This window comes from Bacillus sp. FSL R5-0523 (assembly GCF_037975295.1).
Classification (GTDB): Bacteria; Bacillota; Bacilli; order Bacillales; family Bacillaceae; genus Bacillus; species Bacillus subtilis.
This window is the reverse complement of sequence record NZ_CP150251.1, coordinates 1455429-1480049: the sequence shown is the minus strand read 5'-3', so window position 1 is coordinate 1480049 and position 24621 is coordinate 1455429. Positions and strand designations below refer to the sequence as shown.

Sequence of the window (24621 nt, the reverse complement as noted above, 5' to 3'; positions counted from 1 at the left end):
TCTACCGCTAGAATAAGTAATCAGATAACAAACGTCAACCGCATAATTCGACATTTACCTTGGCTTTTCAGCCAAATTATTTTGTGAAACGATTTGCATAGCTGAAGGCAGTGTATGAATCCGGCTTTATTTTGGCCTCAATCCCCATGGAGGTAATACGTCCAGTCATTTCTTGGATCAGATCTTTTGTAAGCCCTTTTTTCCCAATATCCAAGTGAACTTCAAAGGTAAGATCCGCCCCCTCACCGGTAAAGGGCAGGAGCAGATCGGTAATATCCATTAAGTGTCCATCAAGAATATGAGCGGCCGTTTCTTGGCTGTACGCCGTTTCTAACGAAATCTTCTCCCGAAGGCTATGTATGGGTCTGTCGACTGTATGATTTTTCAAGCAGCCCCAAGCTCCCTTGCCTGTACGATGCAAATGCAATGCGGTAATAAACTTTGTGTAATCGCGGTAAACCTGTGAATCGGTTCCGATCGATAACACATAAGAAGAACGGGGGTCCTTTTGAACAAAGGCTTTAAGCCGTTCCATCACATCTTGAAAGGTCATCTGTGCTTCTGAAAGATTATAAAACAGAAAAGAATCAGCCATCACGACACTCCTTTTCAAGGATTTACAACCATGAAACAAGTATGTTCCTTACCGTTTATTTCGATTACTTTTGCAAAGGCGGAAGCTTGTTCCCCCCTATTTCAGGAATCTTACTGAAGAAGTTCAAAGATTTCGATGGAAACCATGTCGATATTATCAAACGGATATGTGTTAGGTTTTTCACCTTTTTGGAAAACCGTCAGTTCAAACGTTTGATTTTTTTCGAAATATTTAACACTGCATATTTTCTCACCATTCACTTCGAAATAGCGCTGCATTGGCTCGTTAGCCGCTTCCGCTGTTTCTTGCAGACTTTGCAGCCGTGTGATGATACCCATTAATTGTGACATTCTAAAAAAAGACTCCTTTCAAAAAGCAACTTCAAATCAACAAGTATTTATTATAATACAAGTTCTATTGAGCATCATACCATAAAGTCGGACAGGATGGCATTTTCACTGCTGAATTTAAGCAAAGAAAAAAAGTGAAAAAAACTATTTTTCTTTAGTTTGAGGCTTTTTTTGAATGTCATGCACACAATTATAATTTTTTTCGAATCTTTGGCAGCATTAAGAATGCCTTTTTGCAACTTTGGCAAAACCTTCTTTTGAATTTTATGGTGAAGTCCCGCGTGGCCATAATCAATGGGAGTCATGCTGGATAGAGTAAACACGGACCTGAAATAAATAATCATTTCAGAACGAATTTTCCTCCTCACCCGTGCAGCAGTGTCAGGGGTGTTCGGCACTGAATGTTTCTCCCCGTGTTAAACGTTTACCACTAGTTAGGTTTATTGTTTCATTGGATTGTCCTATGCTTTGACAAATAAAAAACTTGGCGGGGGTAGCGCCAAGTTTTTTCGGATCTTGATCTGATAGAGGGGTTGGGGAACAGAGAGTAGCTTCTCTCTATAATTAAATGATAATGATTCTCAGTATCAATGTCAATCGTTTTTTGATATTTTTTTCAATTCATAAAAAAACGGCCTTTCAGCCGTTAAATCAATCCATCCTGCTCATATAAATATGAATAAGGCAAGTCTATAAATAAATACACCTGATCCTCCATCGGATACGAAAACGTTCTAATCATTTCACCTGTTTCCAAATCACTATACAGATCACTGAAAAAACCTTTTCTGAGATTTCTCATTCTCATAATGTTCTCCAGAAAATAAGGGCGCCAGCTCCAGTTCTTTTCCGCATATTCCGGCTGATAAATCCATTCTCCATCCTGCTTAAACACATTTCCCGTCAGCTGATCGCCTTCTTCATCACACATGTAAATCCTGAAGCTGCAATCTGTCAGCTCTTCCGCCAGCTTTTTAATAAAGTCATCATCAGAAGACAGATTGTTTTTTCTCAAAGAGGTCACAGCCTGATGCACTCGTTTGTAAAACTGTTCAGAGTGCTCATAGACGGTCTCCAGTTTCTTTTTCTCATGTGTGATAAATTGGTGAAATTCAGTTTTAAGTCTTTGTTTTAATACATCTCTCTCTAGAAACGTTTCAGATGGAGACACCAAGTAATAGCCCTGAAAATAGCGGCCTCCGTTTCTCCAGGCGTACTGAAGCTGGAAGTTCGCCTCAATGTCTTCATACAGCAGCGCCGCACCGATTTTTCTTGCTAATAAAGATATGCTGTACAGCACATGCTCATATGACGGTGACGGCTGTGACACTTTCAGCGCCTGCAAATCGATTTTTAACAGATCTGGTGAGAGCAGCGCGATTCTGTCCAAGTTGCTGCTTTCTTTTCCGATGTTGTCAACTGCGATTTTAATTCCGTATGTACGATAGTATGCAAGCATATGGTAGAGCTGCTCAATATCCCCTTCAAAATTGTGCTCTGTAATTTCAAGCACAAAACGGTGGAGTTCGATTCCCTTCGCTTCATATTCTTTCAGAAGCTCCAGAAAGCTTTCACCATGATCCAGCATCAGCAGATTGGCATCCTGATTCATAAAAATCAGCAGATCAGAATCCGCATCTAAAAAGCGGTCTAGAGCCTGGCGGATAATTCTGTTATCAACCTCTAATTTATATTCTTCGGGTATCCCCGCATCTAAAAAGAAGGGCCCGAGACTTTGGATTTCTGAATCTGCCAAAATTCGTCCAAGCACCTCATATCCGACAACCTTCTGTTCCTCGGCACTGAAAATCGCCTGGTAATATGGAAGGACATCATCAATGTTCGTTAAAATATCAAGTGGATCCAACATGTTATCACCTGCTTCTCTATCTTTGTCTGATTATACCACATTGAATCCAAAGATTAATATTCTTTAAAACGGATAAGGATTCAGCCATTGCCCTCCGTCCATTGTGATACAATCCCCGTTTATATAGGATGCTTCATCAGAAAGCAAAAACGCTGCCAAAGCGGCGATTTCCTCCGGTGTGCCCAATCGGCCGAGCGGCACACTGTTCATCGTGCGGGCCATCGCTTTTTCCGATTCAAATAGCTTCTCCGCACCGCCTGTTCGTTCAATCGGTCCGGGGGCTATCGCGTTTGTGCGGATGCCGTACTTGCTCCCCCACTCAACGGCCAGCGTTCTTGTCAGTGACAATACCCCTGCTTTGGCTGCAGCGGAATGAACGACCCCCGCTCCCGCTCCCCAAGCGTACGTGGCTGCCATATTTAAAATGACACCCTGCTGCTTCTGGTCAATCCAATGCCTTGCCGCTGCTTGGCTGCAAAAAAATGTGCCGTTTAAAACAATCTCAATAACGGCTTTCCATCCATTGGGCGTCAGCTTTTCTGCCGGACAAATAAAGTTTCCGGCCGCGTTGTTAATCAGCGCGTCAAGCCGGCCAAAGGCTTTTATCGCTTCTTTAATCATGTCTGAAGCGGCGGAATCGGAACGGACATCCATTTGAAAACAAGCGACCTGTCCCTCAAAGGTCTCAATTTCTTTTTTTGTTTCCTCAAGTGCTTCATGGTTCCTCCCTGTCACCATAACGTGCCACCCTAATTCAGCCTGTTTTTTTGCCATCGCTTTTCCCATTCCGCTTGACCCGCCGGTAATGATAACCGCTTTTTTTTCCATGTTTCTCCCTCCTATTGTGAATGAGTATTCATTCAATAATATTCTATCATTATATCCCTGCCTCTGTCAGTACATGCTCAAATGAGATATTTATCAGATACAGATGATATAATAGAAAAACTCTATTAAAGGTTGGTTTGAAATGAAAAAGATGTCCAGAAGACAATTTCTAAAAGGAATGTTCGGCGCTCTTGCTGCCGGGGCTTTAACGGCCGGCGGGGGATATGGCTATGCCAGGTATCTCGAGCCGCATATGATCGAGACAACCGAACACACAATAAAAAGCTCTCTCATCCCGCACGGATTTGACGGTTTTAAAATCGTGCAGTTCAGCGATGCACACTTGAGTGATTACTTTACTCTCGAAGATTTAAAAACTGTCATACTTACAATTAATGAATCTAAACCTGATCTCATTGTTTTTACAGGTGATATTATCGATAATCCTGATACGTACCAGCACCACCAGGCAGTCATTCCATTATTGAGAAAGCTTAATGCTCCCTTCGGCAAGCTTTGTATTTACGGCAATCATGATCACGGAGGCTATGGAACTGCCGTTTACAAAAGCCTGATGACGGCCGGAGGTTTCACGGTATATCGCAATGGCTATCAAACATTGTCACTCGCAGATGGCAGCAAAATCGAAATTGCTTCGCTTGATGACTTAATGCTGGGAAACCCAGATTATGAAGGCACCCTTTCAAGGCTGAGCGACAGACTTTTTTCCATTCTTCTCGTCCATGAACCTGATGCGGCCTTGAAAACAACAGATTATCCCGTGAACCTTCAGCTTTCCGGCCATACACACGGCGGCCAGATTCAGCTGCCTTTTTACGGACCGATTATTACGCCTCCATATGGAAAAGTCTACACAGAGGGAATGTATCAAGCGGGCAGCACTCATATTTACGTAAACCGAGGCCTCGGGATGACCAGGCTGCCTTTGCGGTTTCTGGCCAAGCCTGAAATCACTGTCTTCACCTTAAAAAGCACAAATTAATGTAGCAGGATGGGCTCCTCATCAATACTTATAAGTAAAAAAGGAGGATGAGGAAACTGCTTACGTACCAGGTGAAGCAAGGTGATACACTGAACAGCATCGCGGCTGATTTCAGAATCAGCACGGCTGCATTACTCCAGGCTAATCCGTCACTGCAGGCAGGGCTCACCGCGGGACAGTCCATAGTCATCCCCGGACTGCCGGACCCTTATACAATTCCGTATCATATCGCAGTCTCAATCGGAGCGAAGACCCTTACGCTGTTCCTAAATAATCGGGTAATGAAAACCTATCCCATCGCCGTTGGTAAAATACTAACGCAAACGCCTACTGGCGAGTTTTACATTATTAACCGCCAGCGCAATCCCGGCGGCCCATTTGGCGCTTATTGGCTGAGCCTTTCAAAGCAGCACTACGGAATACACGGGACGAATAATCCCGCTTCGATTGGTAAGGCTGTTTCTAAAGGCTGCATTCGCATGCATAACAAAGACGTGATTGAACTTGCTACAATTGTGCCAAACGGAACAAGAGTCACGATTAACCGGTAATGTTTTCTTATTTGTTTCAAAAACAGGCGGTTTATAATATGATAAAGTGGGACCTTTAGGGTAAGGAGCGTTTTTATGGATATATTTAAAAATCGTAATTTTGTTCGTCTATTTTTCGCAGCACTCGCTTCTCAAATGGGCACGACAGTAGGCAACATGGCCTTTGCTTTTTTTTTGCTGGACCGATTCAGCAGCCAGCCTTCATATACGACCTTGGCGGAGCTGATGTATTCTCTTCCGACCATATTTGTATTTCTGATCGTGGGAGTCGTCGCGGACCGGTTTGACAGAAAAAAGGTGGCAGAAAATTGTGATTGGATCAGAGCAGGTCTGACTGTCGGGCTTTTTTTCACTTTATTTACCGGCAATATTCCTCTTGTTTTTTGTATCTTATTTATCAGAAGCGCTGTAACAAAGTTTTTCTTTCCGGCAGAAAACAGTTTGGTACAAGCCATTCTGCCGAAGGAGCATTATGCGAAAGCGGCAGGGCTTAATCAGATGCTTTTTAGCATTTTTATGGTGTTTGGAGTCGGTATAGGCGCGTTTATGTACAACACCATCGGTATTGAAGGCGCCATTATTCTTGATTTTGTCAGCTTTATCATTTCCGGGCTGCTGATCCGCAGCTGCCGGATTCCAAAAGAAGCCCGACAGCCAAACGGTGCATTCAGCTGGAGAAAGACTTCTGTTAAGGATTCAATAAATGACTTTAGAGAAGGCATCCTCTATATTTTAAAAAACAAATTGCTGGCATCTCTTATTTTTGGCTTCTTCATTTTTGGATTTGTCAATGGAGGATTCGCCGTATTGCCGATGTTTACAATGAAATATGGATTGGCGCCTGACCGTTATGAGTGGCATACGTCTGTATTTACGATCGCACTCGGGTTTGGGCTGCTGGCAGGCAGCGTAATCGGCACGATCATCTCTAAAAAAGTGAAGCCGCACTTTTTAATGTCGATACCGATTTTCATTGCAGGTTTGCTGATCTTCGTCCTCGGCTACACCAATATTTTATGGGTGTATTACGCGGCAGCTTTTGCACTGGGAATGTGCATCGGACCGATCAACATTGCAATCGGAGGGTGGATGCCAAAAATTGTTCATCCCAAACTGATGGGACGTGTAAGCGGCATGCAGGACCCTTTTATGATGTTTGCACAGTCTTTGACACTTGGCTTAGTCGCGCTGTTATTCCCTAAGTTTGTTTCAAACATTGATTATCTTTATTACGGCATGGGTGTTATTATCCTGCTCGTTTTTATTTTTTATTTTATTGCACTGCCAAAATACAGTGCTCAGGCTGTGGAAGTGAATGTTCAGGAAGCATTTCAAGAACAGCCGAAAAAGAAGGCAAGATCTGTATAATGCAGGTTAATAATGCGCTTTTTTTCTTAGAAAAAAGCGCATTTTTACATTCAATATTTGCATTTCAACTTTAAAAAAGTATAATCTAAACATATAGAAATTGATAAGAGCAAAGGAGAGAAATAATGGACGACCATGCATATACGAAAGATCTGCAGCCAACCGTAGAAAATCTTTCAAAAGCAGTTTACACTGTGAACCGCCATGCAAAAACCGCCCCCAACCCTAAATACCTATATCTGCTGAAAAAACGGGCTTTGCAAAAGCTTGTCAAAGAAGGTAAAGGAAAGAAAATAGGGCTTCATTTTTCAAAAAATCCAAGGTTCAGCCAACAGCAATCGGACGTGCTTATCTCAATCGGAGACTACTATTTTCACATGCCTCCAACTAAAGAAGACTTCGAACATCTTCCGCATTTAGGTACACTTAATCAATCGTACCGAAATCCTAAAGCTCAAATGTCTTTAACAAAAGCGAAACACCTTTTGCAAGAATATGTCGGCATGAAAGAAAAGCCGCTAGTGCCAAATCGCCAGCAGCCAGCTTACCATAAACCGGTCTTTAAAAAACTTGGCGAGAGTTACTTTTAAAATAAAAACAGCCGTGCCTCTTTCTGGCAACGGCTGTTTTTATTTATTCAATAACATACGTATCCACTTTTTTAATCAAATCACTGATCTCAGGCTTGCTGATTTGCTCATCTGCGCCTACGACTTCGCCGCGGTGACGCAGATCATCCGTAATTAACGATGAGAAAATCATAACCGGCACATCTGAGCTTTTCGGATTTTCCTTCAGCAGCTTTGTGAGCCTGTGTCCGTCCATTTTTGGCATTTCAATATCAGTGATGATCATATCAATCTGTTCTGATAAATCAGTTTCGTTTTCAGCAAGGTTCATAATGTATTCATATGCCTCTTTTCCATTTTCAAACGAAGCGATATTGTTGTACCCTGCTTCTTTTAATTCATCCTGCAAGAGGCGCATCAAAAGCGGTGAGTCCTCTACAATGATAAGCTTTTTATCAGTTCTTCTTTCATCGAAGCCCTCGGTATGCATATTATACGTGTCAACACCTGAATCTGATTCAATGTCATAAATAATTTTTTCATAGTCAGGCAAAAAGATCATCAGGTCTTCGAGCTTAATAATCCCGGTAAGGTGCCGCTCCATTCCTTGATTTAACGATGTCGGCTTTTCAATCGCTTCCCAGGATACTCTGTGAATTTGAGAAACAGAGCCGACATGAAAAACAATTTTCCGTTTATTAAATTCAGTCACGATATATTTCTCATCTTTTGATCCTTCAGGCTCTACTCCAAAAAATGAGAAGAGACTGATCACAGGGAGGATTTCTCCTCTGAGTTTAATCATTCCTTCTACATGCTGATGGGAGTGAGGCACTGATGTCACCTCGACAGGCTGAATAATTTCTCTTACCTTCATGACGTTAATTCCGAAAGCATTTTCACCCACGCCAAACTTCACAATTTCTAATTCATTTGTACCAGAATCCAATAAAATTTCGTATTGTTGTAACGACAATTCAATCCCTCGCTATTCGCATTCAGTATTGTACTGTATATATCGGCGTAATTTGTAAAAAGTGAATGGCAGCTCTTCAAAATCGAATTCCGAAGGCAACAAGCCGCGTTCCTCAAAAAAGAAACTTTTTTCCTAATAACCATTGACTTTCCAACTAACAGTGATAAAATAGTCAAGGATTTTTCCAAAGAAGGGTGTAAATAATGGGTACCTTAGTAATATTTAAAGAAAACGAAATGACTGTTTTAGAGGATATCAGTGAAGAAACTTACCTGAATATGAAGAAAGAATCAGCTGATCTTCGAGAAGAGCATCCTCCGTATCTGATTTGGCACGAAGACCTTCATTTTGATTATGGCTATTAATGAAATTGGCACATATAAACAATAATAGAACATGATACAATAAAGACAATCAAATCGCTGGTTGTCTTCTTTTTTTCTGAAAAGAAAGGTATGTTTAGAAAAAAGGCGCATACAATCGAAATATATCAGTTAAAAAGGTGACAAATGATCAGCTAGTGGTAAAATAGGATAAACTCATTATATTTGTTAAGGTGATGAATTATGGAACATTTGCTGAATCCGAAAGCAAGAGAGATCGAAATTTCAGGAATACGCAAATTCTCGAATCTTGTAGCCCAACACGAAGACGTCATTTCACTTACAATCGGCCAGCCTGATTTTTTCACACCGCATCATGTGAAAGCTGCCGCAAAAAAAGCCATTGATGAAAACGTGACGTCATATACTCCGAATGCCGGCTACCTGGAGCTGAGACAAGCTGTGCAGCTTTATATGAAGAAAAAAGCGGATTTCAACTATGATGCTGAATCTGAAATTATCATCACAACAGGCGCAAGCCAAGCCATTGATGCTGCATTCCGGACGATTTTATCTCCCGGTGATGAAGTCATTATGCCAGGGCCTATTTATCCGGGCTATGAACCTATTATCAATTTGTGCGGGGCCAAGCCTGTCATTGTTGATACTACATCACACGGCTTTAAGCTTACCGCCCGGCTGATTGAAGATGCTCTGACACCCAACACCAAGTGTGTCGTGCTTCCTTATCCGTCAAATCCTACCGGCGTGACTTTATCTGAAGAAGAACTGAAAAGCATCGCAGCCCTTTTAAAAGGCAGAAATGTCTTCGTATTGTCCGATGAAATATACAGTGAATTAACATATGACAGACCGCATTACTCCATCGCAAACCATTTGCGGGATCAAACAATTGTCATTAACGGCTTGTCAAAATCCCACAGCATGACCGGTTGGAGAATTGGATTTTTATTTGCACCGAAAGACATTGCAAAGCACATTTTAAAGGTTCATCAATACAATGTGTCATGTGCCTCATCCATTTCTCAAAAAGCCGCGCTTGAAGCTGTCACAAATGGCTTTGACGATGCCCTAATTATGAGAGAACAATACAAAAAACGTCTGGACTATGTTTATGACCGTCTTGTTTCCATGGGAATTGATGTTGTTAAACCGTCCGGTGCGTTTTATATCTTCCCTTCTATTAAAACCTTTGGAATGACTTCATTTGATTTTAGTATGGCTCTTTTGGAAGACGCTGGTGTGGCACTCGTGCCGGGCAGCTCGTTCTCAACATATGGTGAAGGATATGTAAGGCTGTCTTTTGCATGCTCAATGGACACGCTGAGAGAAGGCCTGGACCGTTTAGAATTATTTGTATTAAAAAAACGTGAAGCCATGCAGACGATAAACAACGGCGTTTAAGCCGTTGTTTTATTTTTTTGGAAATGAAATTTTAAACGCTGTGCCTTTTTCAGGATGGCTGTCCACATGTATAACTCCCTGATGGTTTTCAATGATATTAAATGTCACCATTAATCCAAGCCCCGTACCTTTTTCTTTTGTTGTTAAAAATGGCTCTCCAATCCGGTTTAGTACCTTTTCAGGTATACCTTCCCCTTCGTCTTTGACAGTAACATGAACAGAATGCTCATCTTCGGTTATGATAATGTCTACTGTTCCCCCATCAGGCATTGATTCAACTGCATTTTTGATTAAATTAATGAATACCTGCTTTAATTGGTTTTGATCCCCGTTTATATAAATGCTGTCTTTTTCATAGCTGGTTCTGATAAAAATGCCATTTAAATTCGCCTGCGTTTCTAACAGGGCTGAAACCTCACCAATTAATTTTTTCAAGTTCAAATATTCTTTGACAGCATTTTGCTGAGGTTTCGCCAGCATGAGCAATTCACTGAGTATTAATTCGATACGACTGAGTTCAGAAAACACAATATCAAAGTAATGCTCGTTGCCTTCCATTGTCGGCTTCATCAGCTGTAAAAATCCTTTGATCGCTGTAAGAGGGTTGCGGATCTCATGGGCGATTCCCGCCGCGAGCTGCCCTGCGATTGATAATTTTTCCGATTTCAGCATCAATTCTTCTGTTTGTTTTCTCTCTGAAATGTCCCGAAGAATGACCTGGACGGCCGCTTCACCAAAAAAGGTCGTCGGAATGCAGACCATCTCTGTATAGATGACCCTGTTCTGAAAGGTGAACCAGGATTGCTTGACAATTTCAGATTCTGTTTTTTGCTCGGCGATGTTTTGGATTCTCTCTTTTACATCCTCGTGATCGCAAGGATGCAGCTGATCGTATATGTTTTTGCCAATTAAGTCCTCATAGGTAGCCGCTTCAAACAGGGAAATTCCCGATTCATTCATAAACACCCATTTTCCATTGTGAATCACCGCAATGGTATCAATGGAATTTTGAATCAGCAGCTGATATCGTTCACGGCTTTTTTGCAGGATGGTTTGGAATTTCTTCCTTGAAGAGATATCGATCAGCAGCAGCAGCTCAGCCTGCTGGTTTTTGTAGACGGTCGGGGATGCTTTCACTTCTAAATGAACAGGTGTGCCATCAAGCCTTTTCCACGTCTGTTCAATCATTCCGACTTCCATTCCTTTTTGCATTCGTATAATCCTGTTTTTCACGATATCATGATATTCTTCTTCAATAAATTCATAGGACCATTTACCAATAATAGCATCCTTGCTTTTGGCTCCCAGCATTGAAAGCATCGCGCTGTTTACATAGACGATCTTGCCTTTGACACTGATGCATAGCGGACTCGGGAGATTTTCAACCAACCGTTCATAATCATTCGTTATATATGTAGTCGATTCCGGGCTTGCAGGTTCGATTTCATGTTTTTCGCAGTTTAGGGATTGATGGCCTGTTTCTTCTTCAAGAACCTTCATTTTCAAAATGATTTCCCGTTCTGTCCGCTCAGCTCTTGTCGTAACAATTTCTACCGCAGCCTCCACCCACACAATCGTATGATCTTTTTTAATAAAACGAAAGGTGCACGGCATCAGATGATGTTCATTATAAAAATAGCTTTCAACCAAAAATTGGTCTTCCTCATGCAGAAACGTTTTGAGGAATGATCCAATCATCTCTCCTTGGAGATAGCCCAAATGCAGTTTGGAGTTGGCAGATATATAAATGATGCGTCCATTAGAGGCCAAGACTGCATGAATATCGGTTTTTGTTTGAAGTGGTTTAACATGCTGCGTATCCTGTTCCACAGAATCCCTCCTTTGCATGATCATCGTGTTTCGACATATACAGATTGACTTTTACCTAGTATGATTCGCTAGAAAATGAGTATTCTCCTTCTATTCTTATGGTGAACGTCAATTTTTGAATAAAAGAAAGGGCACACAATCTTTTAGTTGTGCACCCTGTTTTTTATTTTTTACTGTGTTTTTTTTCGAGCTCTGCGTAGGCGTGGATAGCTCTTTTGGCAATAATTTTATTGATCTTATCATCATCATTTACTGATGGAACAACAACACTAAAAGCCACTTTTGGATTTTTCGATGGGTAATAGCCGACAAAAGTCAGATTGTATGTTTTTTTCCCCCACCAGTTGCGATTCGTGCCGTAGTAAAATGTTTCCGCTGTTCCCGTTTTCCCTGATACATCTTCTGTAAACGTATTTTTTGCTGTCCCTGAAGTGGTAACTAGCTTCATTCCGGTCTTCACCTGCTGAATGTCACTTTCTGAGTTGTTAATTTTGTTGAGAATGTTTGGCTTTCTTTGTTCAATGGTCTTCCCAAGGCCTTCTTTTTTGCTGGGCTCATGGATACTTGTAACAATTCTTGGCTGAACACGGTAGCCCCCATTGGCAATTGATGAGATGTACTGTGCCATTTGAAGCGGTGTATATGTATCGTATTGTCCAATGGCCAAGTCTAAAATTAACCCCCCTACCGCATCAGGTGTAGTTTGCATTCCGGCTGATTCCTGCGGAAGATCAATACCTGTCTTTACTCCCAGGCCAAATTGGCTGTAGTAATTTCTCATTTTGTTTAAATCCTTCTGGTCAGCAGGAAGAGGTCCATACGGCTTGTATGTGACACCGGCAATGTGCATGGCAACATTAAACATATATACGTTTGAACTTTTTTGCAGAGCGGTTAATTCATTGATGGTTCCCATGTTCATGTAGGATTTCTTCGGTTTGTCACCGTATCCTGCTAAATAAAGAGGTGTATCAACAAAATATTTATAATGCGGGATCCCGTCCTGATAGCCGGCTAGCACGGTGGCCCCCTTTACTGCTGATCCCATTTCATATTGGGTGGTAAATGCCCCTATCGCATAATCTTCAATTTTGTTGGTTTTTAAATCTATCTTTTTCCCTGCCATTGATAAAATATCGCCGTTATTCGGGTCCATCATTACGGCAAAGGCTCTGTCAAGCATGTAATTTCCGCGTGCACGGCTGTTTCTTACTTCTTCTTCAATGATCTTTTCTACCTTTGCCTGAAGCTCCATGTCAAAAGAAAGCTGAAGATCGTATCCCCTGCTGCCTTTATCAATGGTTTTTTGGCTGACGACATTTCCTTTATTATCTTCTACGTATTCCACTTTTTCTTTATGCGAATTTAAATATTCTTCATATTGATACTCTAAATAACTTTTTCCCACTCTGTCATTATTCGCATAGCCTCTTGTTAAGTAGAAATCTTTCCGGTCGCTCAGCAGGCCCTGATCAGGTGTCGTGACGCCCCCGAAAACAGAATAAAGGGTTTTGTCATAAGGATATTTTCGTGTCCAATCGTTTACGATATCGATTCCCGGAAGTTCTTCTAAATGCTCAGAAACAATGGAAATTTCATCATATGTTAAGTCATTTTTTGGTCTTTGCGAGGAGTTTTTCTTCTCATCAAGCAGCGCTCCGTTTTTTCCATTGCTATTGCTCTTATTTGGATTCATTGCCTTTACGATTTGAGGTTCGTAAGCATTTCCGCTTGAAAACCTTGTATATATCGCAGCAGTTTCCATTTCTTCGTCATCTTGCTGAATAGCCTTTAATTCTTGTTCCGGAACACGCTCTATTTGAAGCTTGTAAGCCTGGTCTCCTTTCAGATTGCTTTCTGATTCCTTAAGCAGAGCGGCGGCTTTTTTCGGATGAGCTGCGATCCAGTAATCACGAAGATCCCTTTCCTTCAAAAATTCAGTATCAATATGAATGAAAGAAGCAAGCCGCTTCGCTGTTTTGATTTTATCTTCTGTTTTTGTGCTAGATGTTGATACATACACAATTTCTGGAACGCTCTGGTTGTCGACAGCAACTTTCTGGTTTCTGTCGTACATCTTCCCGCGAGGCGCAGGATAGTAAGCTGTTTTTGCATTTGATTTCTCAGCGTCTTCTTCATGCTGTTCGCCTTCAACTATTTGAACAACCCCGAGCTTAAAAATTAATGCAGTGAATAGAACAAAGACAGCTAGGAAAAAAAGGTTCATTCTGATTGCTCTGTTTCCTTTGCTCTTTTTCTTTGGTTCACGTCCTATTTCAGTCACTTCTGGTTACCCCTCTCAAATCATTCAATATATTTACATATACTGAGATTAATTGTAACACCTTTGTAATAGTTGTTACAGCGAAAAGGAGTAAAAAAAGCTGTCAATATAAAAACACATTAAAATATAACTAACGGTTCAAAAAAAAGGAAGCTATGTAACGGTACGATAAAATCATATATACCGCTGATTCCCTTATTCTTAGTGATTCAACGGATTTACTTTACGAAAATGACAATCTCTATTTGTCAAAGGAAAGTGCTGGAATCTTTATGACAAAAAAGCTATGTTATGATTTTTCTGTAGAAACAAACAACTCTAGGAGGTTACGAACTAATGAAGAAAGCATTTATTTTATCTGCTGCCGCTGCGGTTGGATTATTCACATTCGGGGGCGTACAGCAAGCATCAGCGAAAGAACTCTCCTGCCAGCCTGTGGTTACAGTAAAAACGGGGAACACAGTACAAAACATGTCACTTAACGATGCAGTGAAAAAACTGCATATTAACACAAATATCAAAACGTTAAACGCTGCAAACGAAAAAGAGATTAAGCAGCTTCTTCAAAAACATGCGAAGCAATCTAACGTGAAAGTTCAGGATGTTCAAAAGACAGAAACGGCAAAACCTGCACAAAAGACTACTGAAAAAGCAGCTGCTGATCAAAACACTGCTTCTAAAGCACCCGCAACTGCTGAAAAAACAAACACAACAACATCTGCACCTTCATCTGTAAGTGCATATGAGAAAAAAGTTGTTGAGCTTACAAATGCAGAAAGACAAAAACAAGGCTTAAAACCGCTTCAAATTGATGAAACGTTAAGCAAATCTGCACGCGCAAAATCTCAGGATATGAAGGACAAAAACTACTTTGATCACCAAAGCCCAACATACGGCTCACCGTTTGATATGATGAAATCTTTCGGAATCAGCTACAAAACAGCAGGTGAAAACATTGCGAAGGGCCAAAAGACACCTGAAGAAGTAGTAAAAGCTTGGATGAACAGTGAAGGACACAGAAAAAACATTCTAAACCCTAACTTTACTCACATCGGTGTTGGCTACGTTGAGTCTGGAAGCATCTGGACACAACAATTCATCGGAAAATAATAAAAAAAAGATTGCCTGTTTCGTACAGGCAATCTTTTTTTATTTCACCCAAAGCTTATATATACTCTGTGTTCCGCTGTTTTCTTCACCTTGAGCAGCTAGCTTGTCATATAAGGATTTTGCGAGCGACAAGCCTGGCATTTCTTCCCCCATTAATTCTGCTTCCTCTAGTGCAATTCCCATATCCTTAATAAAATGCTTCACATAAAATCCCGGTTCAAAGTTGCCTTGCAGCATACGGGGAGCAAGATTTGACAATGACCAGCTTCCGGCTGCGCCTGTTGTGATGCTTTTCAGAACATTTTCTGGCTCTAGGCCTGATTTTTGGGCATAAGCCATCGCTTCAGCAACACCGATCATACCGGCTGCAATTGCAATCTGATTGCACATCTTGGTATGCTGTCCGCTTCCAGCCGGTCCTTGATACTGAATATTCTCTCCCATTAAAGAGAAAATCGGCATGCAGGCTTCAAAAGCTTCTTTTTCTCCACCGACCATAATCGCGAGTGTTCCGTTTTGTGCACCGACGTCTCCACCGGAAACAGGAGCGTCTAAAGCGAACAATGCTTTTTCTTTGGCCGCTTCAGCAATCTTCTTCGCAAGCGAAGGCTTAGATGTCGTCATATCAATAAGATATGCGCCTTCTTTTGCGTTTTCAATAATTCCATTGCTTCCGAAATACACTTCTTCAACATCACTGGGATAGCCGACCATTGTAATGATGACATCCGCTTCTTTCGAAAGATCTTTGACCGTATCTTTCCAGATCGCGCCTTTTTGAAGTATGCTTTCTGCTTTTTCTTTTGTCCGGGTGTACACCAAAACAGGGTGGCCGTCATTCAGAATATGTGATGCCATGCTCTTTCCCATCACTCCAAGACCGATAAAACCAATTGTTTTTTTCAAGGTCATTCCTCCCAGATGTTTCGTTTTGATTTTAGTTAAAATTTATCATTTTTCCTTCATTTTTTAGACTACCATATCTATTCATCTTATAAAATAAAAAATCCCCAAAACAAATGATGTTTGGGGATGTAATTGGATTACAATGTGAATTTTGCAATTGTGTTCATAAGCTCTTGGCTTGCATGCTTTAGTGTTTCCGTTGAGTGTTTGACTTTATCAAGGGTGACAAGCTGTTCATCGGTTGATGCGTTCACTTCCTCTGCTGCGGCAGCTGATTCCTGTGATATGGCTGAAATGCTTTGAATAGCTTCAGAAATCGCAAGCTGTTCTTCACTCATTCTTTGAATTTCCGCGTAAATGTGATCAATACCTTGTACCAGTGACTGCATTTCTGCAGTTATCGTATTTAATACCTCTCCAGTTTCGTGAATGGCACTGTTTTGTTCATCATTCATTCTGCTTGCCTCAACCATCGCGTGAGAGGCCTCTTTTGTCTCAAGCTGGATAAGCTTCACAGTCTCACTGATATGCTTTGTAGAAAGGGCTGATTGCTCAGCTAACTTCCGCACTTCATCGGCTACGACGGCAAAACCGCGCCCGCTTTCTCCGGCTCTGGCTGCCTCAATACTGGCATTTAAGGCAAGCAAGTTGGTTTGATCAGATATGTTTGAAATCGCTGTAACGACTTCTTCAATATTCTTAGTTTGATTTTCCAAATCCAGCAGCATCGTTTCAACCTTTTTCGTTTCCATATTGGCTTCGTTTGATTTCATCAGCAGCTGGCCGAGCGCGTCAAGTCCTTTATAGCTTGCATCCTCGGACGATTTTGAGCGTTCTTTAATTCCGCCTGCCTCCTCAGCGATTTGCCTGATTTTCGTTGACAGGCTTTCCGATTTTTCATTAATGGTTTCAACTTCAGAAGCCTGTTCCGATGCTCCTGCGGCTACTTCTTCAATCGCTTTTGCAATTTGTCCGCTTGTTTCATTAGTTTCGGCAGAGACAGCCGTTAGTTGTTCAGAGGTGTCAGATACTTTCCCTGAAGAGAGTCTCACTTGCTCAACCATTTCCTTCATATTTTCAACCATCAGATTGAAATCTCTTGTTAAAATACCGACTTCATCCTTAGATTTTGATTCCGCGCGCACTGTTAAATCGCCTGCGGAAACAGCTTTCGTTTTTGCGATCAGCTGCTGTATCGGACCGGTTATCGTTTTGGCCAGGAAGTAGCTGAGAATAATTGTTGTGATAAGCGCAATCAATGATATCCAAAGATTTGCCCGATTCATTTTATCTGAAATCCACATTAATTGATCAGTATCAAATTGCGTTCCGACCTTCCAGCCTGTCTCGCCAATCGTTTGGTACACAACCATTTTCCCATTCACATCTTGTATCCCTTTTTTCTCGGATGTGATGGTTTGCAGTGTTTGATCCTTTGATATATTTTTTCCTTGATTTGACGGATGGGCTAAAAGATTGCCGCTCGCATCAGCTAAAAAGGCAAATCCTTTGTAAGGCACCTTTTGTTTATTGACCATACTCTGGATAGCAGAGAGTTTCAAGTCATAGCTGGCAACCCCTATCACTTTTTGCCCGTCTAAGATCGCTTTCGATGCAGTAACAATCATGTCTCCTGTCACGACATCTTTATAAGGTTCCGTCCAAACAACTTGATCCGGGGTTTCAGCTGCAAGCTTATACCATGGTCTTGATGTTGGATCGTACTCCTCAGCGAAATCCGCTTTTGGATATGTAAACATTTCTTTTTTTGCGGTGCCTATGTAAGCCATCGCAACATAATCATCGTTATCTTTGATTTGCTTAATGTCATCGTGAAACAGCCGAGCAGCTTCTTTACTTGGTTTCGTTACAAATGTATGCGTTAATTCCCCATTAGCCAATCTTGATAACGAAATGGCATAACTCTTTAATTGCAATTCAATATTTTGTTCAAGTGACTGCGTCACGTTTTGAGTTGTATTTTTCCCATCCTCTGTAATCATCGGTTTTAGCGTCAAATAAGAAGACAGCATTAAAAGAACAACTGTGACGATTAACATAATCGAAACAAAAACAGCAATCTTCAAGTGAAGTTTTTTAAACAAACCAATCCCCTCCTAATTTCTATATCGGCCCTTTCGTTTGAAAAATGAATAATCAAAAAATAAATTATAAGAAAATCGGAATATATTTACTGAAAATTCAATCTCCGTTATAATGAAACAACATAAGGAGAGTGATGATCATACTAAAACAAATGTATGTGCGCGACAGCAGAAAATTTGAGGCTCTGACCATCAGAAACTACACTGAGACTGACTCGAGAGGCTGATTTCTCTTCAAGAAGAATGTTTCCCTCCTCCGTTTCCCCAGGAATTGCTGTGGTCAGAGAACCAGCTTGACAGCCATATCAAAACTTTCCGGAAGGCGCTTTATGCGCGCTCATCAATGGCAGAATTATCGGTTCCATGACTGCTCTTATTGTACAATTTGAGCCTGAATCTCCTGACCATACATGGGCGCAAGCAACAGACAACGGATCGATTAAAAACCATGAACCTTATGGAAATACTTTATATGTAGTGGATATTTCTGTTTCTCCTCATTATCGAAAGCTTGGAATCGGAAAATGGCTGATGAATACGATGTATGAGCTGACTGTTGATAAGAGACTGGAGCGCCTTCTCGGCGGCGGCCGCATTCCTTTATATCATAAATACGCACACGAGATCAGCGCTGTTCAGTACGTTGAAGATGTGATGGAAGGCAGGAAAAACGACCCTGTACTGTCCTTTCTCCTCCGTTGCGGGCGTTCACCTATTCGTGTAGTCAGCAATTATGTAGAGGATAAAGAATCATTGAATTACGGCGTTTTGATGGAATGGAATAATCCTTTTTATAAAAAGAGAGCTGTTGATCACAACAGCCCGTTTAAGTGAAATATTCAATTTTCGCGTTAGGGAAAAAGGTATCAATATAGGATTCAAGTGCTTCTCGAAGTGCATGCTCTTCATCTTTCTGATAAATATATTTTCCGATCCCGTAGCGTCCCCATTTATAACGGCGCTTTTCTTCATCTAATTCGAGCTTCGTCTTCGGATAATTTTTCTCTATCACTCGTTTGGCCGGTTTTGTAAAACGGTGTTGAATTAATTCAAACGTTATGTCATGTCTAACGTCCTGCGGCAAAGCAGCATCAAGCTTTTCAAACAGATGTCTGTATCCTTCTTCCCAGCCTTCATGAATATAAATCGGAGCAACAATAAAGCCTAGCGGGTAGCCTGCTTTTGCAACTTTTACTGCCGCCTCTATCCGCTTATCAAGAGGTGAAGTTCCCGGCTCAAAGTTTTTAATCACATAGTCGGCATTAATACTGAATCTGAATCTCGTTTTCCCGTTATGCTTTGCGTCTAATAGGTGATCGACATGATGAAATTTCGTTACAAATCGGAGCTTTCCGAGATCACTTTGGCCAAAATGTTCAATGGCGCGCTTCAGCGTGTGTGTCAGATGATCAATTCCTACAATGTCTGACGTACATGATGCTTCGAACCTTGTGAACTCTGGTGCGCGCTCCTTCATATACTTATCTGCCTGATCTAAAATCTCTTCGACGTTTACATAAGTTCTGATATACGGCTTTGATCCCATGGTTGTTTGCAGGTAGCAGTAATGACAATGCCCCATGCAGCCTGTTGCAAACGGAATAGCATATTCAGCCGAGGGTTTGGATGAATCAAACTTTAATGTTTTCCGGACACCGATAACTAAAGTTGATTTCGCATTGCGATATTGCTGAAGATGATTTTTCCCAGGAATATTACGCACCTGATTGTGGGATGTTGTTTCTCTGATTTCAATGCCCATATTCTCAAATTTTTCTTGTAATTCTTGGCCTAGCGGATATTCCAGCGCCCTCGGTTCTATATATACAAGCTGCGGAACAAATGGGTTCTGCATGATGCCACATCCTTTTCCTTTACTAACATTACTTTTCTCACTAGGCGGAAAGGATATGAGTTGTAATGATTTCCTTGTTACTCATACGGATCAATATCAAAGAGTTCTTTGTAAAGCGATTTAGCTTCTTCATAGCTTGCAAACACAGCATCGTCCTCTGCGAACGGGTGATAGGTTTCATAAATAAACAGGGAAAGCTCACCTTCATGGTATGGATGGTGCACAATTTCGGCTTCCTTTATGTGGGCTACATTGGCGGCGTGCGGATTTCTGTAGATCACATAAACAGTATCTCCTGCGTTAAATTGGTTTGACATACTATCCCTCCTAGCCATGTTATTGTGTCCTTCTATACCCTTACTTATGAAAAAAACCAGACAGGCCGGAGGCCGTCTGGTTTTTGTACATTACTTGAATGTTTCTTTTACGAACGCGACAACTTCTTCTGTCGTGCTCATAGATAAGATTTTCTCTTTGAATGACTCAGCTTCTTGTTTAGACAATTTGCTGATCTGTGTTCTTGCCGGAAGAATAGACGTTGCGCTCATTGAGAACTCATCTAAGCCTAAGCCGAGAAGGATTGGAATCGCAATCTCGTCTCCTGCCATTTCTCCGCACATGCCAACCCATTTTCCTTCTTTGTGTGCTGCTTCAATTACGAGTGTAATTAAGCGAAGGATTGCCGGGTTGTATGGCTGATACAGGTAAGATACACGTTCATTCATACGGTCAGCTGCCATTGTGTATTGGATCAAATCGTTTGTTCCGATACTGAAGAAATCAACCTCTTTAGCAAACTGATCAGCGATGACTGCAGTTGACGGAATCTCAACCATCATTCCGACTTCAATATCGTCAGATACAGCCTGTCCCGCTTTTACGAGCTTTTCTTTCTCTTCAAGAAGGATCGCTTTTGCTTCTTTGAATTCGTTAACTGTCGCAATCATAGGGAACATGATTTTTAAGTTTCCGTATGTACTTGCACGAAGCAGCGCGCGAAGCTGTGTTCTGAAGATTTCTTGCTCTTCAAGGCAAAGACGAATCGCTCTATATCCCAGGAACGGGTTCATTTCTTTAGGAAGCTGCAGGTAAGGAAGCTCTTTGTCTCCGCCGATATCAAGTGTCCGCACGACGACTGATTTTCCTTCCATACGCTCAAGAACCGTTTTGTAAGCATCAAACTGCTCATCTTCTGTAGGCAGCTGATCTCTTCCCATGTAAAGGAATTCTGTACGGTAAAGGCCAACTGCTTCTCCGCCGTTTTCAAGAACACCTTTTACATCATCAGGAGTACCGATGTTCGCTGCAAGCTCTACATGATGTCCATCTTTTGAGACAGTCGGTTCATTGACAAGCTTCGCCCACTCAGCTTTTTGAGCCAAATAAGCATTATGTTTTTCTTCATACTCTTTTACAGTTTCCGCAGATGGGTCAATAATGACATCGCCATTGATACCGTCAACGATAACAGTCACGCCGTTTTGGATCGTGCCAGTAGCCGCTTTCGTTCCAACAACTGCTGGAATCTCAAGAGAACGTGCCATGATGGCAGAGTGAGATGTGCGTCCGCCGATATCAGTAGTGAATCCTTTTACGAACTCACGGTTTAATTGAGCTGTGTCAGACGGTGTTAAGTCTTCAGCTACAATAATAACCTCTTCTGAGATCATGCTTGGGTTTGGAATTTCGACGCCAAGCAGGTGGCCGGTTACGCGTTTTGTTACATCGCGGATATCTGCCGCACGCTCTTTCATATATTCGTTGTCCATAGATTCAAACATAGTAACGAACATAGAAGACGTTTCTTTTAAAGCGAATTCAGCGTTCACTGAATCAGTGCTGATTTTTTCTTTCACAGGGTTCAGAAGCTCAGGGTCACTGAGAACTAAAAGGTGAGCAGAAAAAATATCAGCTTTATCCTGACCCAGTTCTTTCAAAGCGTGCTCTTTGATTTTTTCGAGCTCTTCTTTTGAACGTGCAATCGCTTCATCAAAACGGCTTACTTCCGCTTCAGAATCAGAGATGTTTTTCTTTTCAACCGTTAAATCTGGCTCTTCAAGCCGGTATGCTTTTGCAATCGCGATGCCGGCTGAAGCACCAATCCCTTTTAATTCTTGCATTACTCGCCGAGTCCTTCGCTTTTCATTGTTTCTTCTAAAGCGTTAAGAGCATCGTTTTCGTCAGCTCCGGAAGCAGAGATTGTGATCTCAGCGCCTTTAGCGATACCTAAAGACATAACACCCATAATAGATTTAAGGTTAACTGTTTTGCCGTTATATTCTAAATTAACGTCAGCGTCGTATTTGCTAGCAGTTTGTACAAGAACTGTCGCAGGACGAGCATGGATTCCAGAATCTGCAGTTACTTTAAATGTTTTTTGTGCCATTTTTATCATTCTCCTTTTAACTTAAAGCTTTATTACTTCACAATATTATATCATACAACCGTACTTGTCATCTGACAAGCACGGCGTACTAACACCCTTATTTTTCAATCTTCACAATATCTTCTTGTTCTCTGTTGACTGAACCGCTTGCTTTAATGCTGACTGTTTCTCCTTCAGCAAGGTTTGTAAATACAATCGGTGTCATGAGAGATGGTACATTCGGTTTGACTGCATCCAGATCAACTTCAAGAAGTTTTTGTCCAGGTTCAACGCGGTCTCCTTCTGATACGAAAGACGTAAATCCTTCGCCCTTCAGGCTGACGGTATCAATACCAAAGTGGATTAAAATTTCTCTTCCGCCGTCGGATTGCAGGCCAATCGCATGTTTCGTCGGGAACACATTGAGAATTTTTCCGCGAACCGGTGATACGACAATTCCTTCAGAAGGGAGAATCGCAAAACCGTCACCCATCATTTTCCCTGAGAAGACTTGGTCAGGAACATCCGTAATCGGGTGAATTTCCCCGGTAATCGGAGAAACGAAAACTTCCTCGCCGATTTCATTTTGCAGCGGTTCTGCAATCACTTCCTCAACCTGCTGGCCTACTTCCTCTTGAGCAGATGTTTTCGGCTCAGGTCTAGGCTTGCGTCCCGCAATAATGTCTTGCATTTGCGTTTTTAACCCGTCAGAACGCGGTCCGAAAATAGCCTGAATGTTGTTGCCGACTTCCAGCACTCCGGAAGCGCCAAGCTGTTTCAGACGGTCTTTATCAACCTTTTTCTGATCGTTTACAGTCACACGCAGACGAGTGATACAAGCATCAAGGTGTTTGATGTTTTCCTGGTCACCCATTGCCTGCAGAATCTCATAAGGAAGATCCCCTGCTTCACCTGTTTTCCCAGGTGCTGCTGTTTCTTCCGCAGCATCCTCGCGTCCAGGTGTTTTCAGATTAAATTTGCGGATGGCAAATCGGAATCCGAAGTAGTAAATGACCGCTAACCCTAAGCCGACAGGGATGACAAGCCACCATGCCGTCCGGTTCGGTAAAATACCGAATAGGAAATAGTCAATTAAACCGCCGGAGAATGTCATACCAATCTTAACATTCAACAGCTGCATGACCATGAATGAAAGTCCCGCAAACAAACAGTGAATCGCAAACAGGACTGGAGCAACGAATAAGAAAGAAAATTCCAATGGCTCTGTGATCCCCGTTAAGAAGGATGTCAAGGCCGCTGAACCCATAATACCTGCAACGAGTTTTTTGTTTTGCGGTTTTGCTTCATGATAAATGGCAAGCGCCGCAGCAGGCAGACCGAACATCATAAATGGATATTTACCTGTCATGAACGTACCTGCCGTTAACTGTACGCCGTCTTTAATCTGCGCCATAAAGATACGCTGATCCCCGCGGATGATTTCTCCTGCAGCACTCTTATAGCTGAAGAATTCATACCAGAACGGCGAATAGAAAATGTGGTGCAATCCGAATGGGATAAGCGAACGTTCAATCACCCCGAAGATAAATGCAGCAAGGGTTGGATTCGCTTCCACTAATCCTGTTGAAAAGGCATTCAATCCATGCTGGATCGGAGGCCAGATCACTAACATAATAAGACCCAGAATCAGTGCAGAAATTGACGTAACAATTGGAACGAAACGTTTACCCGCAAAGAAACCAAGGTATTGCGGCAGTTCAATTGTGTAAAATCTGTTAAACAATAATGCAGCTAACACACCGACGATAATACCGCCGAACACCCCTGTCGCCAAGGTAGGTATACCAAGCATGTTTACATATGCAGGATGGTTTTCCGTAAAGAACTTGGCTCTTTCAACTGAATCCGAAGGAATGGTTCCGTTTGCAAGAAGAACCGCACTCATGGATACATTCATTACAAGATAACCGATAATTGCTGCAATCCCTGCAACTCCATCACCGTTGGCAAGCCCGATGGCTACACCTACTGCGAAAAGAAGCGGAAGGTTATCGAAAACAATCTGCCCAGCGCTTTCCATCACACCTGCTACAAGCTGAACATTGTCATTGCTCAAGAAATGCAGGACCTGAATCATGTCCTTATTTTGCATCGCATTCCCGATCGCAAGCAAAATACCCGCAGCCGGAAGGATCGCAACTGGAAGCATAAGCGCACGCCCAATTTTTTGAAGAACGCCGAATAATGCTTTAAACATAAGAATTGACCTCCTCTTTTTACTAGTCTGACCTTACAGCTAAAAATCATGACAACGAATTCACAGGCGTAAGTCTTCCAGTTTAACCGT

At 41.8% G+C, this 24621-nt stretch carries 21 protein-coding genes and 1 pseudogene; 8 read left to right on the top strand and 14 right to left on the bottom strand.

Annotated features, from left to right (window positions below):
• Positions 1-76: 76 nt before the first annotated feature.
• From NYE53_RS07695 to fadH, 4 genes are all read right to left on the bottom strand, one after another.
• Complete coding sequence (locus NYE53_RS07695) at positions 77-595, bottom strand: ribonuclease H-like YkuK family protein (RefSeq protein WP_003232389.1); 519 nt, start codon at positions 593-595, stop codon at positions 77-79.
• A gap of 110 nt (positions 596-705) precedes the next feature.
• Positions 706-945 (bottom strand): DUF1797 family protein, encoded by a 240-nt coding sequence (locus NYE53_RS07690; protein ID WP_003218671.1) that lies wholly within the window; start codon positions 943-945, stop codon positions 706-708.
• Between the two features lie 646 nt (positions 946-1591).
• On the bottom strand, positions 1592-2815 hold the full coding sequence (locus tag NYE53_RS07685; protein ID WP_336154570.1) for an EAL-associated domain-containing protein: 1224 nt from the start codon (positions 2813-2815) through the stop codon (positions 1592-1594).
• A gap of 63 nt (positions 2816-2878) precedes the next feature.
• Positions 2879-3643, bottom strand: a complete 765-nt coding sequence (gene fadH / locus NYE53_RS07680; RefSeq protein ID WP_014476659.1) for a 2,4-dienoyl-CoA reductase — start codon at positions 3641-3643, stop codon at positions 2879-2881.
• Positions 3644-3785: 142 nt separating this feature from the next.
• Between fadH and NYE53_RS07675 the strand changes: the two genes are divergently transcribed.
• From NYE53_RS07675 to NYE53_RS07660, 4 genes are all read left to right on the top strand, one after another.
• On the top strand, positions 3786-4646 hold the full coding sequence (locus NYE53_RS07675; protein ID WP_339248036.1) for a metallophosphoesterase: 861 nt from the start codon (positions 3786-3788) through the stop codon (positions 4644-4646).
• A gap of 56 nt (positions 4647-4702) precedes the next feature.
• Entirely contained in the window at positions 4703-5197 is a 495-nt protein-coding gene (locus tag NYE53_RS07670) for a L,D-transpeptidase family protein (RefSeq protein ID WP_339248509.1), read from the top strand.
• A 75-nt stretch (positions 5198-5272) separates the two neighbouring features.
• Positions 5273-6565, top strand: coding sequence for an MFS transporter (locus tag NYE53_RS07665; protein ID WP_339248034.1), 1293 nt, complete (start codon positions 5273-5275; stop codon positions 6563-6565).
• 125 nt (positions 6566-6690) lie between these two features.
• On the top strand, positions 6691-7155 hold the full coding sequence (locus tag NYE53_RS07660; RefSeq protein WP_003232406.1) for a YkyB family protein: 465 nt from the start codon (positions 6691-6693) through the stop codon (positions 7153-7155).
• 43 nt (positions 7156-7198) lie between these two features.
• On the opposite strand, the gene cheV is transcribed toward NYE53_RS07660, so the two are convergent.
• Positions 7199-8110: a chemotaxis protein CheV gene (gene cheV / locus NYE53_RS07655; RefSeq protein WP_014476655.1), complete on the bottom strand. Its 912-nt coding sequence runs from the start codon at positions 8108-8110 to the stop codon at positions 7199-7201.
• 203 nt (positions 8111-8313) lie between these two features.
• Here cheV and NYE53_RS07650 point away from each other — a divergent pair, with 203 nt between their 5' ends.
• Together NYE53_RS07650 and NYE53_RS07645 are read left to right on the top strand one after the other, a co-directional pair.
• Positions 8314-8475, top strand: coding sequence for a hypothetical protein (locus tag NYE53_RS07650; RefSeq protein WP_014476654.1), 162 nt, complete (start codon positions 8314-8316; stop codon positions 8473-8475).
• Between the two features lie 201 nt (positions 8476-8676).
• Complete coding sequence (locus NYE53_RS07645; protein WP_101502064.1) at positions 8677-9858, top strand: aminotransferase A; 1182 nt, start codon at positions 8677-8679, stop codon at positions 9856-9858.
• A 9-nt stretch (positions 9859-9867) separates the two neighbouring features.
• Here NYE53_RS07645 and kinA read toward each other — a convergent pair whose 3' ends face one another.
• Positions 9868-11688 carry a sporulation histidine kinase KinA gene (gene kinA, locus NYE53_RS07640; protein WP_106610737.1) on the bottom strand — a complete coding sequence of 607 codons (1821 nt, stop codon included), beginning with the start codon at positions 11686-11688 and terminating at the stop codon, positions 9868-9870.
• 163 nt (positions 11689-11851) lie between these two features.
• The gene (locus NYE53_RS07635) at positions 11852-13972 is read right to left on the bottom strand and encodes a penicillin-binding protein 2 (RefSeq protein WP_339248029.1); all 2121 of its coding nucleotides are present in this window, start codon (positions 13970-13972) and stop codon (positions 11852-11854) included.
• 336 nt (positions 13973-14308) lie between these two features.
• Here NYE53_RS07635 and NYE53_RS07630 point away from each other — a divergent pair, with 336 nt between their 5' ends.
• Positions 14309-15082, top strand: a complete 774-nt coding sequence (locus tag NYE53_RS07630; protein WP_024573418.1) for a CAP domain-containing protein — start codon at positions 14309-14311, stop codon at positions 15080-15082.
• 39 nt (positions 15083-15121) lie between these two features.
• On the opposite strand, the gene NYE53_RS07625 is transcribed toward NYE53_RS07630, so the two are convergent.
• Complete coding sequence (locus NYE53_RS07625) at positions 15122-15988, bottom strand: NAD(P)-dependent oxidoreductase (RefSeq protein WP_015715802.1); 867 nt, start codon at positions 15986-15988, stop codon at positions 15122-15124.
• Between the two features lie 137 nt (positions 15989-16125).
• Complete coding sequence (mcpC, locus tag NYE53_RS07620) at positions 16126-18093, bottom strand: methyl-accepting chemotaxis protein McpC (RefSeq protein ID WP_339248025.1); 1968 nt, start codon at positions 18091-18093, stop codon at positions 16126-16128.
• Positions 18094-18227: 134 nt separating this feature from the next.
• Here mcpC and NYE53_RS07615 point away from each other — a divergent pair.
• Positions 18228-18927, top strand: a pseudogene (locus NYE53_RS07615) (GNAT family N-acetyltransferase).
• Here the strand turns inward: NYE53_RS07615 and splB are convergent.
• The 5 genes from splB to ptsG form a co-directional block, all read right to left on the bottom strand.
• Positions 18920-19948 carry a spore photoproduct lyase gene (gene splB, locus NYE53_RS07610; RefSeq protein WP_003232425.1) on the bottom strand — a complete coding sequence of 343 codons (1029 nt, stop codon included), beginning with the start codon at positions 19946-19948 and terminating at the stop codon, positions 18920-18922. The pseudogene NYE53_RS07615 and the gene splB overlap by 8 nt on opposite strands.
• 77 nt (positions 19949-20025) lie before the next feature.
• Positions 20026-20265 carry a splAB operon transcriptional regulator SplA gene (splA, locus tag NYE53_RS07605; protein ID WP_003218644.1) on the bottom strand — a complete coding sequence of 80 codons (240 nt, stop codon included), beginning with the start codon at positions 20263-20265 and terminating at the stop codon, positions 20026-20028.
• Between the two features lie 90 nt (positions 20266-20355).
• The gene (ptsP, locus tag NYE53_RS07600; RefSeq protein ID WP_003218638.1) at positions 20356-22068 is read right to left on the bottom strand and encodes a phosphoenolpyruvate--protein phosphotransferase; all 1713 of its coding nucleotides are present in this window, start codon (positions 22066-22068) and stop codon (positions 20356-20358) included.
• Positions 22068-22334, bottom strand: coding sequence for a phosphocarrier protein HPr (locus NYE53_RS07595; protein ID WP_003154654.1), 267 nt, complete (start codon positions 22332-22334; stop codon positions 22068-22070). Before NYE53_RS07595 ends, ptsP begins: the two co-directional genes overlap by 1 nt.
• A 97-nt stretch (positions 22335-22431) precedes the next feature.
• Complete coding sequence (ptsG, locus tag NYE53_RS07590) at positions 22432-24531, bottom strand: PTS glucose transporter subunit IIABC (RefSeq protein WP_003244661.1); 2100 nt, start codon at positions 24529-24531, stop codon at positions 22432-22434.
• Positions 24532-24621 lie beyond the last annotated feature (90 nt).